This is a genomic window from Eudoraea adriatica DSM 19308 (assembly GCF_000382125.1).
GTDB classification, from domain to species: domain Bacteria; phylum Bacteroidota; class Bacteroidia; order Flavobacteriales; family Flavobacteriaceae; genus Eudoraea; species Eudoraea adriatica.
On sequence record NZ_KB907553.1, the window covers coordinates 15411 to 30858 of the forward strand.

The 15448-nt window shown below is 39.9% G+C and carries 10 protein-coding genes; 4 read left to right on the forward strand and 6 right to left on the reverse strand.

Annotated features, from left to right (window positions below; genetic code table 11):
• Positions 1-236: 236 nt before the first annotated feature.
• Both G504_RS18915 and G504_RS0115910 read right to left on the reverse strand, forming a co-directional pair.
• Positions 237-1736: an MltF family protein gene (locus G504_RS18915; RefSeq protein ID WP_019671189.1), complete on the reverse strand. Its 1500-nt coding sequence runs from the start codon at positions 1734-1736 to the stop codon at positions 237-239.
• A gap of 133 nt (positions 1737-1869) precedes the next feature.
• Positions 1870-2727: a transporter gene (locus G504_RS0115910; RefSeq protein ID WP_169336925.1), complete on the reverse strand. Its 858-nt coding sequence runs from the start codon at positions 2725-2727 to the stop codon at positions 1870-1872.
• Between the two features lie 309 nt (positions 2728-3036).
• On the opposite strand from G504_RS0115910, the gene G504_RS0115915 reads away from it, so the two are divergent.
• Together G504_RS0115915 and G504_RS0115920 are read left to right on the forward strand one after the other, a co-directional pair.
• Positions 3037-4449 (forward strand): DUF1214 domain-containing protein, encoded by a 1413-nt coding sequence (locus G504_RS0115915; RefSeq protein WP_019671191.1) that lies wholly within the window; start codon positions 3037-3039, stop codon positions 4447-4449.
• A gap of 23 nt (positions 4450-4472) precedes the next feature.
• Positions 4473-5582 (forward strand): SphA family protein, encoded by a 1110-nt coding sequence (locus G504_RS0115920; RefSeq protein ID WP_157473454.1) that lies wholly within the window; start codon positions 4473-4475, stop codon positions 5580-5582.
• A 237-nt stretch (positions 5583-5819) separates the two neighbouring features.
• Here G504_RS0115920 and G504_RS0115925 read toward each other — a convergent pair whose 3' ends face one another.
• The 3 genes from G504_RS0115925 to G504_RS0115945 all read right to left on the reverse strand — a co-directional run bounded on the left by G504_RS0115925 (position 5820) and on the right by G504_RS0115945 (position 11406).
• Positions 5820-7346, reverse strand: a complete 1527-nt coding sequence (locus G504_RS0115925) for an alpha-N-arabinofuranosidase (RefSeq protein ID WP_019671193.1) — start codon at positions 7344-7346, stop codon at positions 5820-5822.
• 621 nt (positions 7347-7967) lie between these two features.
• Positions 7968-10565, reverse strand: a complete 2598-nt coding sequence (locus G504_RS0115940; protein ID WP_019671195.1) for an SUMF1/EgtB/PvdO family nonheme iron enzyme — start codon at positions 10563-10565, stop codon at positions 7968-7970.
• A gap of 376 nt (positions 10566-10941) precedes the next feature.
• Positions 10942-11406 carry a hypothetical protein gene (locus tag G504_RS0115945; RefSeq protein WP_019671196.1) on the reverse strand — a complete coding sequence of 155 codons (465 nt, stop codon included), beginning with the start codon at positions 11404-11406 and terminating at the stop codon, positions 10942-10944.
• 459 nt (positions 11407-11865) lie between these two features.
• Here G504_RS0115945 and G504_RS0115950 point away from each other — a divergent pair, with 459 nt between their 5' ends.
• Together G504_RS0115950 and G504_RS0115955 are read left to right on the forward strand one after the other, a co-directional pair.
• Entirely contained in the window at positions 11866-13434 is a 1569-nt protein-coding gene (locus tag G504_RS0115950; protein ID WP_019671197.1) for a phage integrase SAM-like domain-containing protein, read from the forward strand.
• Between the two features lie 770 nt (positions 13435-14204).
• Positions 14205-14474, forward strand: coding sequence for a hypothetical protein (locus G504_RS0115955; RefSeq protein ID WP_019671199.1), 270 nt, complete (start codon positions 14205-14207; stop codon positions 14472-14474).
• A 116-nt stretch (positions 14475-14590) separates the two neighbouring features.
• On the opposite strand, the gene G504_RS0115960 is transcribed toward G504_RS0115955, so the two are convergent.
• Entirely contained in the window at positions 14591-15391 is an 801-nt protein-coding gene (locus G504_RS0115960) for a GIY-YIG nuclease family protein (RefSeq protein WP_240473054.1), read from the reverse strand.
• Positions 15392-15448 lie beyond the last annotated feature (57 nt).

The following is a 15448-nucleotide window of genomic DNA, read 5'->3' on the forward strand; positions in this document are numbered from 1 at the left end:
TTAAAGAATCAAAAATATAAAAAAACTCCTAGAAAAAGTGGTCATGATTTAATCGTCTAAAATGGTGAATTGCCGTTATTCAAATCAAATAAAAAGCCGCTATTAAGGCTAAACAAGTATTATTGTATTATTCAGTTCCTATCAAGAGCTTACGGCTTCTTCGTAAGGCATTTGTTCTTTCTATTTGATAGTATGTTGGTTAGCATCTCGCTCAACTATTCCCATGTAAAAACCATTCATTTGATGGACTTGCCTGTCTTTTGTCCATACCTCTTTAAAGACCGAAATGACGCGTAATATTTGTAGATGTTGCTTACATACTGAACAGGTTCCCTGCCCACTTCCCTGGCCACTATTAGTTCTACCTGGCCAAACCATTCATTCGGATTGATTCCCTGCTCAGAAGCTTTTCTTCGGATTTGGTTCATCCGGCCAGGCCCCATGTTGTAGGCAGCCAGGCTCAATAACATGGCATTGAATGGATCTATCTCAGGGTTGTCAAAATACCTATTGCGAAGAAAATCCAGATATTTGACAGCCGCGTGAATGTTATTCTCCATGTCATAGACATTATCGATTCCTACATTGGGGTCGGCAGCAGTACTGGGCTTGATCTGCATGATGCCCACAGCCCCTGCAGAGCTAGTCTTTGTGTTATCCAACTGGGATTCCTGATAACCCTGAGCAGCCAGCAGCAGCCAGTCCCAATTGAATTGCTCGCCATATTTTTGAAATAACCCCCGAAGTTTCTTAAATCTTTCCAGGTTTTCATCAGAATTTACTTTCTTGAGATAATTGGTGTTTTTCAGGTATTTCTTCAGGAGGATATTGCTCATCAGGGAACCCTGTTTGTTTTCTCGCAGGAAGGCATCCACAGCGGCCTTCAGGTTGGGGCTATTTTTGCGCATCGCCCATGCAACTTCGCCACCGGTCTTTATCGCAAGATCCGGATACGCGCGTATATCCGTTAATAAAGGCTCCCAAAGTGTCACAGTAAATGCGTTCGAAATGGTAAACGGGATGAGCCCTGCGTTAACCATTTCCAGAATGTCATCGTCTTCCAGGTGCTCGTCCATAGGCTTCATATGGATAATTGATTTTCCCACTTTAAGGAGGGAGTCATTAAAAATCTGCAAATGTTCAAAGTAGCTGCTTGAACCACGGATATAAACGGTATCCCCCAGGAGGTCATCAAAATTAGTTATAGCCCGGCCTGCTGGGCCGGTAACAATTAGTTCCCTCCAGTTGCTTAATGCCGGAACCGAAAAGTCGAATTCCTCCAGGCCTTTAGGTGTGATCACAAGGTTTGCGGCCGCGAGATCCCCATGCCCTTCCTTCAGGGCGGGTAGTATGCGGTCCCGGGTCATGGGTATGAAAATGACCTGTACATAACCCGGGCTGCCTGGTTTTTTACCAAGGCTTGCGTTGAGGTATTGCTCAAACATGGTAAGCGCCTCATAGGTAATCCCCTCCCGCTTGGTGCCGTTTATAAAGTAACTGGAGCGGTTATAGGGAACCAGGGCGCGGATACGTCCGCGTTCGATCATCCCGTCCAGGTTGCCTGTCCATTGTTCGCTGAGACCCAATATTTCATCGGCTGGATCGAAGGCGGGTTCCAAAACTATTTCAGTGGATTCCATATTTCCAGTTTCAAGGGCCTGTTTTTCCCTGCAGGAAGTTATCACCATAATCAAAATCAGTAAAATTTGAACCGGAATACGAACAGTGTTTTTCATAGGTCTGAAGTTGCGAAGAATATGGTCAAAAATAAGCAATATTTAAACCCCTCTTACTGATTAAGATCAGTTATAGGGACAACAGTCGAATGTGTTTTTATAAAGCAGATTTGTGTTTAGTCCTTAATTTCACCTAAAAAACTGCCTGCCAGGCAATCCCCAGGGTGTTATAATCATTCCCGATTGTGGCAGAAACTCCGGTAGTGGCAATCAGCTTTAGGTAATACCTCGGTCTAATAGGGATGGAAAGAGAAACGCCCACGCGGTTGTTGCTTTCGGGAACGAACCTGTATCCGTCGTCAATCGCAACCGCCCCACCGAGGCTCTGTCGGGAGGAGACTGCAATCCAGATGCCACCCTGAAACTCATAGGAGACATGCAGCTGAAAGGTAAAGAGGGGATCCTGAGTGCGAACCTGAGATCCCAGAAACTCTTTGTTGTCGGTAAAAAGCCATATTCCGGTATAAGCTTCAAAAGTAAAATTGCCAACCACATGCCATATCCCTATCTGGGGACTGAACACCCATCGGTTGGATCCGAGGTTTATAAGCTTGTTGGGATCGTATTCACCCAAGGGTATCTGCATGCGAATTGTAACCCCCACGATTGTCTTAGGCTGGAATCCAGCGAATTCTTCCCTGGAAAGGGCAGGGGCTCCTGAAATAAAATAGGCGTACCGCAGAACGGGGTCCCCTATGCCAAAACGGGAAGTGGTTTGTATTTCTCCCAGCAACTCACCCTCCCAATTACCTGTCACCAGGGGCACGGCAACGTCAAAACGGCCAGCTTTTCCGAACAGGGCGGTGGAGCGGGAATAGGCAGCACTGAAACCGTGGATATTGGCGTATGCGTTATCTATTTGGATGGTTTTGTCGAACAAAACGGCTCCTTCAGAATAGCCATACCCCAGCGTAATGAGATTCAGCCCGGTGGGTGCCGGGGCATATACCCGCGGCTGTATATCCTGAGCCACAAGGAGTGCAGAAGCCAAGAACACCAGCCCCGACAGTGCAGTCTTGTATGTGAAGAGAGAGTTCATATTATCTGCTCTTAGTATTGCCATTCAACCTTAAAATCAGTAAAATTTGAACCGGAATATGAACAGTGTTTTACATAGGTCTGTAGTCACTAAGAGTATGGTCAAAAATAAGTAATAATTAAACCCCTCTAACTGATATAGATCATTGACCGAGACAGCCTCTCAAAATACTTTTGTGATCTGAGTAGGACTGAACCCGGGTTATAAAAAATGGGGGAAGTTCCTATACAGACATAACAATCCTTAAATAAAATCTTTGTGATGAGAAATCTCCAACCCTTCCTTCTATTGCTTCTGGTAAGCCTCCTGACTGTAACCTGCAAACAAGACCAAACAAAAGCTACGATCCCCGTGGATGACAATAGCTACGCAATGCTTAGTCCTGAACAAATGGAAGATCTGGTAAAAAGGTCTTTCCAGAATGTAGCCCTATACAATGTCACTAATAAGTTTGCCCTGGCACAGGGCGGATGGAATACCTTGCAATCCGACACCCAACTAAAAGATCATACGCTAACCGATATTGCCCGGCCCAACAACGATACTTTCTACACCTCTGCCCTATTGGACCTCAGGGACGATGCAATGATCCTAAAATACCCCGGGTTTGATTCCAAATATGTTTCTCTGATGATCACCGCGTATGACCATTATGTTAATATTCCGCTCTCTACCGGGAACGGGAACTTTGGGGAAGACGGCGCTATACTGATTTATTCAGATCACACAAGAAATTACGATGGTGAAAAAATAGAAGGAATTGATCATTACTTCAAAGCCACCGGAGATTTTGTTTCTGCAGTTTTCAGGGTGATGCCGCATGCGAGCGAGCCAGAACGATTTGAAAAGGTTGTATCTCAAATCCAGTCTATTGAACTGCACAGTTTAAATACATATCAAGGGAATGATGTCATCCCGTTAAGCCCCGTTGAGTTCCCTGACGTGGGAATGACCGACTCTGATATATTTAAAAACAACCTTCTGGAAGTGATGCAGTTTGTTTTCAACCATGTTTCATGGGATCGCGAAAACCCGCTGGACAAGGCCATACTTGAGATTTACAGGCCCCTGGGAATCGTTCCCGGAGGAACCTATGAGCCAGAAAAAGGGATTAAGGTCAATGGAGCGGAGCTCAGGGCGATAGCCGAGAGGATCAGGGAGGAAGAAATGAAAAAATCAGTGGATGAAGACTTTCGTAAGAAAGTGCAGTCCAAAATGTTCCAGCCAAAAGGCAAAACAGATTTAGAAACCTTGTTAAATGTCTCGATTCTAGGACCGATCGGAATGCCCGAGGCAGAAGCTATTTATCCACAGATCAAAACAGCAGATGGCGATCCCATGAATGCGATGAATGATTATGTCATTCGTATGAGCAAGGATGAACTGCCCCCGGCCAGGGCCTTCTGGTCCATCACCCTATATGACCTTGAAAATGGATTTTTTATCCCAAATGATCGAAAAAAATATAGTGTGGGAGAAAATGCGGGTATGAGACTTAATGAAGCGGGCGGTATTGAAATTTATATCGCCAGCGAAAAACCGGAAGGAGTTCCGGAAGAAAACTGGCTGCCTATCGAACGTAAAGATCTGAATCTGAGTCCCACCTTGCGAATTTATCAGGCTGACCTCGATGCCATGAAATCCTGGATCGTTCCAGTTGCCCAAAAACTATGAAAACAGAAAGATAAAAGAACACTATGTTCCTCAAAAGAATTTTATTTAAAAAAGATAAAAAGTCAATTCCGGCACGAACCGCAACACTAAGCGCACAATGGATGGGCATTATCACACATGGTTTTTGCCAGGGCTTTTACTGGCGGCTAATGATTGGGTTATTGTTGCTGTCTTATGAAGGATCTGGACAGGTTGTTTCTCCTATTCAGGGAGGGCACTATTCCCCCGTAGTGAAAAACGTCCGGGATATGGCAGCACCTCCATCCGGCCTGTTCGTGTTATGGTATAATGGCTTTTTTAATAGCGATACCTATGTTGATCGAAACGGAAATAAATTCAACAGTGTTGATCTTAGTAGCATAGATCCTTTGCTGCCTGATATTTCGGTTGGTATTGATTTGGGAGGGTACACTTCAGTGCCGGCCTTATTCTGGGCTTCCAACTTCAAGTTGCTTGGTGGAGCCAAATACATGGCAGGTATATCACCCAATTATATTTCTGCAGATGTTTCAATTATCACAGAGCGTGGAGGCATTGTGATCGACACTACTTATACCAATTTGATCAAGGGTAAAAACTCTGGGTTCAGTGATCTTTATGTTGCACCTTTAGGGCTCTCCTGGGAGATGAAACATGCGGATCTCACCTTCTTGTATGGGTTCTACGCTCCTACCGGCAAATACGAAACGGGATCGAGCGAAGTGGTTGGACTTGGATTCTGGACACACGCTTTTCAGGGATACGGATACTATTACCCTATGACCGACCGGTCGACTGCCATTATGATAGGTCTTACCTATGAAGCAAATGGCAAGATAAAGGATGCGGATGTGAGACCTGGCAATCGCTTTTCATTGGAATGGGGTTTAAGCCAATTCTTAAGCCCAAGGCTTGAACTGGCGGTACAAGGCGGTCACAACTGGCAGGTAAGCGACGATAAGGGCAGCGAAGTATACTGGCCGGTCAACTACCGGGACAGGAAAAGCACCATTGGGATAAGTGCCTCCTATTGGGTTTGGAAAGACAGATTGATGATCTCACCAAAATACGCTTTCGATTTCGGAGCCCGCCAGCGATTCCTGAACAATACCTGGCTGGTTAATATAGTCTTTGTGACAGGCGTATTAAATTGAGTATAATATATGTCACATAAATCACTAAAGTCAGGGAACTAAAATGCAGGATCAGAATGATATAGAATTACTATAGAACCTCTAAGATTCCTTGTTAATTTTTTTTACAGGAAAGCTCCCTCTTTACTTGAGTTGGTAGAATTTGAAAATCATGGTTGATTTATTAGTTTTCTTATTGGATCAAATTCGGATTTTCTAAAACCGGGTATCAAAAAACTACAAACATCAAATTCTGGTCTATTGCGCCTGAACCAAAATCACCGAGTGTGCCGGAACTTCAATCTCTAAGATTTCATTCTTTATTTTTCCAATCTTAAAATCGGAAATAAAAACTTTTTCTGTTTTGCCAAAGTCATTATAATCTGTAATTTCTTTACCGGTGATTATTTTGCCGGCGGCGGCTTTAAAATCCTTTCCGAGCTGAAGGTTTACAGCAATTGCCTTTTTAGGGTTTGCATTGGTCAGGGTAATACTGGTTATACCGTTTTTCTCTGAAGCCGAGGCCGTCAGCGCCGGAATATAATCCCCATTGTATTCGTAATTTTCGGTTTCAAAATCTATTGGTATAAGATTGGCATCCTGGTGTACATTGTACATATTAAAAACATGGTAGGTAGGGGTTTTAACCATTTCAGGGCCATTGGTCAGAATAACCGATTGCAATACGTTTACAATCTGTGCAATATTCGCCATGCTGATACGGTCGGCGTTATTGTTGAAAATATTCAGGTTGATGCCCGCAACCAATGCATCACGCATTGTGTTTTGCTGTTGCAGAAACCCGTCCTTAGTGCCAGGCAATTTATCATACCACGTACCCCATTCATCAACGATCAGCTTTATTTTTCCTTCGGGGTCGTATTTGTCCATTACTGCCAGATGTTGTTCAATGTAATTTTTAATTTTCATGGTATTACGAATGGTTGCAAACCACATATCTTCCCCAAAATCTGTTGAGGAGCCTTTCTTATCCCATTCCCCTGTCGGCAGCGTATAGTAATGCAATGAAACCCCTTGCGCGAGGTGATTTTTGCCCTTCAATCCTTCGAGAATTGTTTCGGTCCAATTTGTATCGCCCCCGGAAGGGCCACAAATTACTTTTTGAAAATCCTCGCCCCGAATATAAGATGCGTAATTTCTATAAATATTGGCGTAATAGTCCGGCGCCATATCACCACCACAGCCCCAATTTTCGTTGCCGACACCCCAGTATTTGACATCCCAGGGTTCTTCACGGCCGTTTTCCTTGCGGAGATCAGTCATCGGGCTTTTATTGCTTGACGTAACATATTCTACCCAATCAACAGCTTCCTGGACTGTTCCCGTGCCCACATTGATACTCAAATAAGGTTCTGTGCCTATTAACTCACAAAAATTCAAAAATTCATGGGTGCCAAAACTGTTATCCTCAGTTACACCTCCCCAGAACACATTAACTATAGCGGGGCGGTCTTCCTTGGGGCCTATACCATCTTTCCAGTGGTAGGTATCTGCAAAACAACCTCCCGGCCACCTCAGCACAGGGACTTTTAATTCTTTGAAAGCTTCCACCACATCCTTTCTAAAACCATCGATATTCGGAATATCCGAATCTTCGCCCACATAAATGCCTTCATATATGCAAGTCCCCAGATGCTCGGAAAAATGACCGTAGATTTCTTTGTTGATCTTTATGTTGGTGTTGCCCGGTTTCAGTTCGAGTCTGTTTTGGGCGAAAAGGTTGGTTATCAAAAAGAGGCTGGCAAGTAAAATTCCTTTTTTCATTTTTATGGTTTTAGATATGTTTAGTCGGTTTTTTAAGTATCAATATTCCAAATATCACAAATGGAATTTCGTCAATGGGGTATTTACAGGTACAATGTAAATAATATTTCAAACTTTGCTTGCAGGAAGCAAGGTAAATGTGCTTTTGAAATAGGATTTGGCATTGCTATTAATAGAGTCCCGCTCTTTTAGTCCTTTACCCTCTTGGGTTTCCTCCTTCTTCCACCAAAGCGGACTGCGGCGGATAAACTTCTCGTCAACTTTTTAGGTCCCCGATGTGTATACTATATTTGTTATTATTTCTAATTTTCTCTAATGCTTTTTTTGTTGATTCCCAATATTTCAATTCACGCTTATTAGGATCAATATGTTCGTATTCCCAAATTAGTTCATCACAAAAATGTAAGGCACCATTCATGGAATCATCCAAGAAATGAAACTGACCCATTAACTATTCCGCAGCATCCTTGTATGATGTTATATTATTAGTAAAACCAAATATTGGTTGATATAAGTCATTTTGCCTAACCTTAAGTATAAGGTGAGTCTTAATGCGCTTTATAAATTGTTGGGCGGTCGTGCTCAACCTGTTTGTAATTTATTTTCATTCAAGGTGAAAGATTACTTTACCGGCCCAAGATATTGATCAAACCATAGCAATGTTTCTTTTACAAAATCTGTACGGGGTACCAGATGACCTGATTCGTATACAATTCGTTTCTTATCCCTGGCAGGTGTACCCAACAGATCGTACATAGGTTTTTGAGACGTTTCCAAGGGGAAAAACATATCATGTTTACCGTTTAACATGAGGATGGGCTGTGTAACTCTTGGCAAGTAATTAAGCTGATCCACCTCAGGCAGTGCCCTGTTCATTTGTATACCTCCAACATTTAATACAATAGCTTTTATTCGTTTTTCTATTGCAGGAATTATGCCTCCCATAAACCCTCCCCAGCTAAAGCCGAGATAGCCAATCTTATCAGCCTGTATGTCGGAACGGCTTTCCAGAAAATCGATGGTTCTGCCAAATTCCTTCCCCCACATTACTACATGGTCCTTATAAAAAACTGTTTCATTCTGCAGATCAGAATTCAGATCATCATGTCTTTCATGCGTTCCTTTATAAATAGGTATAACCAGCGCCCGACCACTTTTTAAAATAAAATCAATAAAATCCATAACTCTAGTTTGGATAAATTGTTTTGAATGAATGGCACCTGAACCTGGAAAAAAAATGACAGCCTGATAAGGCGGTTTGGTATCTTTAGGTAAATATACCCATACCTGCATTCTTTCATTATTATAACCGGCATCAAAAGTAATTTTTTCTGCTTTCCAGGAATCACTATCAATATTTTCTTCCTCTTTTGGCTCAAGCGGTTTCTTATCATAAACAAACTGGTTAAGATATGATCCAAAAGTTTTGTCATCTACCGGTCTTTCCTTACGATAATCTCGAAATAATGGTGATACTGATACTGTGAGTTGAGTTATAGTGGTATCACCCGGGAGTGCTTTTATACATCGAAAACCATTGGTAGTACTTCTGTCCATGGCGGACTGTGTATAACTGTCATTGAAAGCATAAGTTGGATCATTCCAACCGCCTCCCAATATGTACCGTAACCCTTTTTGATTGCTTTCGTTGAAACACCATTCTCTGGCATTGCCGGCTAAATCATAAACGCCAAAAAAACTGTACCCCTTCATGCTACCTACCGGTACAGTGGACTTGCCATTGTAATTACTCAACGGAACAATAAATTCAGTCCTTGCTGTTTGGGCTACAATGCTCCAGTGAAAAACGGTAGGGAGTTGTTTGTTTGCATAAGCTGCATAAGCAGCTGCTTCATACCATGAAATACCAGTCACTGGATGATTTTCCATCCCATCAGGATAAGTCCCTGCCTCCCAGTTTGCCGGGCCCCGTCTTCCCGTTTTATCAACAAATTTTTCAATGGCATTTGCCGAGGATATTTCTCGGCCGTCAGAGTAGAATGGATACTGCCATAGTGAGTCATTTGTATAACCACCGGCATCTATAAATTCTTTGAAATGTTGATTGGTTACTTCGTGCCGGTCGATTAAAAATTCAGCAACTCTCTTTCCTCCCTCCTGTTCCAGGCCCACTATATGCATTCTAGCTGTTTTTGCAGGAATTCTGATCATGTTTTCTGGCAGACTGCCCAAGGCATCCAGTTTAAGTGTGTCAAGAACCTGTCCTCCGAATCCCGCATATTCAATAGTCTGGTAGCCTTCTTTCCTTATTTCCATCCTCAGATAGCCTCGAGGAAATCTGACGTCTTTTATTGGCGTAGTGCCTGCTGATCTCCATGTTGCATCCGGTGTATGATAATCCTTCCAAAAAACTTCAGCACCTTCAGGATCAGTTTCCATTGAAACATTAAAGGCAATGGCTGGCCATAATTTAATTAATACGGAATCATTCGGAACATATTTTTCTGCTTCTAGTCCCAGGTCATATGCTTCTGTTGGTGGCCTGAAATTTTCGTCAACCAACTTTTGAATGGCCGGCAACAACTTATTTCGAGCATTTTGCCTTTTAATTATTGGAGGGATAACCAGATAACCAAGTATGCTGATTATAGCCGCGATTATAATAAACCTACTCACCAATGTTCTTTTTTTGAACGATATCTTATCGCTAACATACTTAATGCCTTTACCTTCCAGTTTTTTGTTGATGGGCACCTCGAGTCCGGGATTGCTAATGGAAAATATTTCCATTGGTTCACTGACATTCTTTAATAAATATTTCCCCAGAGAAACGGATTGAATATCCTTTTGATTTTTAATGTCGTCATAAACTTTTGCCGAGATAAAAATACTTCCTGGGATGGCCAATGATTCAAGCCTGGAAGCGATGTTGACACCGTCACCATATACATCCCCATCTTCAAAAACGACATCCGCCTGATGTACGCCGATTCGTAAAGGAACTATTGGGTCTTGTTGCATATGCAATTGAACTGCAGTCGCCACCCTGATTGACTCTATTGCACTGCTAAAGCTGCAAAGGGCGCCGTCACCACTAAATTTTACAATTTTTCCTCCATGAAGCGCTAACTCTGATTCTAATTTACTTTTGAGTTTGTTCCGCAGAATCAATGCCAATTTTTCATCATTCTGCATCATAGCAGTATACCCAACTATGTCGGCGAACATGATAGCAGCTAACTGGCGGGATTGACTCATTCGACTTTCTGAATTATGAATTTAGGTTACTATGAATAACCCAAAATGGCAATAATATTTGTCAGTTAAATTAAAAGGTTGGTTGTTCTTACTAAGGTAAGGAATTATCTGTTAAAGTGTTAGTGCGGTTGACTTAACCAATAAACATTCAAATCACGTTAGTATGCTTAAAAATTGTTTTGGTAGATTTCATAACAATGGGTAACACAGGTCTAGAAAATTGAAATCACGTTAAATGTTCATTTTACGTAAATATGCATCAAAAAGAGGAAAAAATAGGTGTGGTTGTAAACGTGGTCGTAAACATAAGGCGCAAAAAAAGGAGCTACATTTTTGTAACTTCATAATAATCAACACTCCCCCTAATATTGTGATATTATTGTTTATAATTTCCAGCAATGGCAATTTGCTCCTCAACATAACCTACGAAATCTGGGTTAAATTCCTTTTGTGCCTTTTTCCAATATTCTGGAAACCATTCAGTATTAGAAAACATTCGAACAATAAGACCATAGGATATAGCCATATTTTCTTCTAATAATCCTTCTTTGTTCAAAATGTGTTGAAGCTCGTATAATCTAAAAAAAGATTGGTAAAAAGCGTATCTTTTAGCCATATCTTGACTTTCAAATTTTCTCATTTCAGTCCAGATTTCAGCCAAATTATCATTGGAAGCAAATTCCATAATTACTTGACGAGAGGCCAAATACAAATCTTTAGTTATTTCTGCTTTTGCTACTTTATTACTCTGATTAATTTGTATAGACAAATATATTAGCGATGCGATAACACCAACTGCACCAATAATTTCAACAATAAGACTAATTGTACTTTTTTTCATAATACCAGTTATTAAAATTTTATAAAAAGATACAAATTATATAGCCGACCTTTCTCACATAAAAAAACCACCTAATTTCTTAGATGGTTTTTACTAGGTTGCACCCCCTATTGGGCTTCCTCCTTCTTTCGCCAAAGCGAACTACGGCGGATAAACTTCTCGCCTAACTTTTCTAATGAAAAAAGCCACTCACTTGCGTGAATGGCTTCGGTGTAGCGTTGAAGTGAGCTCCGCTCTACTTCTATGCTCCCCCTCTTGGGCTCGAACCAAGGACCCTCTGATTAACAGTCAAAATGTCTTATATATCGCATCCAGATTATTTCTCTGCCAAATCTGCCATACTGTCTTATTTTATTATGTTTATAGCGTATGTTGATATTCTTTTTCTATTATTTAACTAAGATAATATCCTAATTATTATCTTTACGTTACACACACTGTTACACACAATTAAATAACATGACAATTCGCCTGACGCTTGACCCAAGACTTAGAAAAGACAATACCAACACAATTCTAATTAAGATCGGAGATGGTAGAAATTACCGTAAAAAACTTTCCACCCCATTAAAAATAGAAAAGCGGTTTTGGGATGATAAAAAGGAACGAGTAAAAAACACCTATAAAAATAGCCGAATTTTAAACAAGGAGTTAGATGAGTTGAATGCAAAGATTCGTATTGCCCTGGACAAATATTCTGCAAAGCAATTTACACGACAACAGGTTGTTTCCTATGTATCGGGCAAGACAGATTTTGATACCGTAGATGGCTACATAGAAACTGTAATAAAGAATAGCAGAGAAAAACCGACCTACATTGATTACCGCACCACTATAAATTCCCTGAAAAAACATACAGGTTATTCAAAAGACAGACCACTCCTTTTCCATGAAGTCAATTTCAACTTGCTAAGTAATTTTAAACTAAAATCTAAGGAAAATGGCATGAGTGCCACTGCATACAATTCGTACCTAACAAAAATTCGTACGGTAATGAATGATGCTTACGATAAAGGATATATTTTTGATAAATTCACCTTTGATCGTCGCTTAAAAAGAGCTGTCAAGCCAAAAATTATAAAAACGGCATCCCCTGACCAGATTTTCAAAGGTATTGAGAAGGTAAAAAGCATTTACGACTTTCAAGCAATCGGATTTTGGATATTGATGTTTGGCTTGCGTGGTATGTACCCAGCAGACGTGGTAGACATATCTATATCACATCTATTTCCAAAAGAGAATCAAGATATTATGGATGAAGAGAATCAAGATATTATGGATGACGTAACATATATCCTTCATACACGATCCAAAACATCAGAGTCTGCCAATGTAGATTTGGTCATACGAGTTGATGAAATTTTGTGGTACTTAATTAATACTCTAAAAAAATCTATTGTCTATACTCACCTCCCAAAAAAACCACAGATTATACCCCATATTGAGGATATTCTTAAAATCTTTGACTACAACCCTAGTAAAGAGTACACACTTCACCAAAATACTTGGGATGTTTACAAAAAAAAGGTGAAGCGTCTTACTGGATTATCTTATAACAAAGCAAGGAAAACATTTGACACCATTGCAATGGAATTATCCGTTCCAGAGACGGTTCGTAGAGTACTACTTGGACACGCTGACCCCTCTATGCTCGCACACTATGGCAATACGCAGTCAGAACGATTTCAAGAACAAGTTGAAGAAGCTCATAAGAGCGTTTTAAAGGACTTTAAAGTAAAAGAAATGGTAGAGAAGTTATTATTCAAATTAGATGGCTTAGATATGCCTTATTGGATACTAGAAGAATGGAAACAAAAAGATGATGAAATAATACTTAGCGATGAAGAATTAAAAAAATGGTATCGTGAGGAAGCTGGAACACCACAACTAAAAGATTTACTTAAAAAAGAAGAAAAAAAAGGTATCTACAAATTCGTTGAAAACACACTATCCGATATGGATACGAAGACTAGAAAGATGGTAAAATTGGATAAATGGAAGGATACTCCATGGAAATACAAAGGATAGCATTTTAATGCTTTGCTATTGTAATATAGACGATTTAAGCGATTATTTAGCTTAAACAAGGTTCAACTTTATAAAAGAGATCGCAGCTTAGAACACTTTAAAACACCCATGTGTTAACGCTTAAACGAGGTATTAGATCTATGGACATTCTATTCTATAAAAGTAGCTGATAGTATTTGACTTGCTCACAAATACCCTATCCACTTCATCTTGACACACTACCTTTTCTGTTCCTGAATCTCCTAAATTTATTGTTACAGTACGAGTAATACCATTGGCGTCTACAATGACGTCTGTTCGCTCTGAAAAACTAATCTTGTTACAAGTACAAGCCTCTGCTAAAGGTAGCCATTCACTCTGGTTAACACCCTCTGCATTACAACTTACAAGCAATAGGAATACTAATAGGATTCTCATAATGATTGGTTTTAGTTGTTTGTGGAGAACTAGAACGAAAGTAAGTAATCCGCTATAGGAATAAGCTGACTTATCTCATATTTTTAAAAACCGCTTTGCTAGATTTCTAGAGAATGGCTTACACAGGTGTAGAAAGTCCATATAGCGTTCACATTACAACACCTATAAATAATCAAAACATGATACTTATCATAGTACTATAAACTCTTCCTGCGTACTATTGTTTGCGGATTACTGAAAGTTCCCCAAGTAAATCATGGCATTAAGTTTTTTGGGGATTCCAGTTAATGTTTTTTCTCCATATCTATTATATTTTATGAGCGATGGTTTTAGTTTGACCTCAATTATTCGAGATGAAAAAAACAAGAAAACTCGATATGAGCATCCTTGATGGCGTGATTAAAATTGTTATTGACGGCCAAGGGGAGGTTACTACATATAGCAGGATTTCAGAGGATTTATGGGAGTGTGAATACTGTCGTAAACCTGGTAAATGCGAAGAATGGGATAGTATTAACAGTGAAGGTTTAAAGAGGGAATTGGAGATAGGGATGGCAATGTATAGTAGGAATCTGGAAATAAATGGAATGCATGGAGAAAAGGTAATTTCAATTCATGAGTGATTGGCCAAGATAAATCCAAACTTCACAAACTGCAGGAAATAATTTCACTCAAACCCCTACATCCAAGAACAACAAACCCCTGTAATTAGGGGTTTATATATCGAGGTTAGGTGTTTTTAATTTTGGTTATACCCAAATTCTCTTGTTTGTAGTACTACTTTCCACCAACTTTCTCTTTCAAGTATAACTTTATCATCAATGGTTGATTTAAATATATCCAAAATTGAATATTTGAAATTTCTTTTGATGTAATAAGAACTCAACTTTTTAAGCTCCACATTACCTCCATTTCCAGTTTTTATGTACGACTTCCAACGCCCTAGTATCATATTTTCTCCGTAAGCTGAACCAACGTACATTTTACCATTAGAGATGTCTGTTATTAGGTAAACACCTTTTTGATTTTGTAAAGCTGTTTTCCAGCTTTCCTTATTGATCACTCTTGATAATTCATTCCATGAAAGATTAACCTTGTCATAACCAGGAAATAGCTCGTTATCAAAAGTGTCGGGTAGGATTTGTAATATTTCACATTTATCAATGACTGAGTGAGCCTTTCTGAGCATGTTCTGGTGTTTGTTTTTATATCTTATAATTAATCTGCCAAAAAACCTTTCATACTCATCTAATATTTCATATTCATAACCAACACCGCTCAGTTTATTTAAATCTTTAGTGACTCTGCCAATATGAAATAATAACCAATGGTCTGGATCACTTAGCCTGATAAATCCTAAAGTGATTTGGCCTTCTTTATATGATTTATTTCGCTGATAATTCCAGTATTGCCCCTCAAGAAGGGCTTCGAAGTCAGCATCCTTGAAAAAATCAACTGGGTTCCAATTGCCTCTGAACATCAAATTAAACCTAATCTTTACATTATCAAGATTATCTAATTTCAATAATTCATTCAGCATTATTTTATTACTCGACTCTATCATTAATTTATTATTGCACCTAAAGGTCTCGTATAA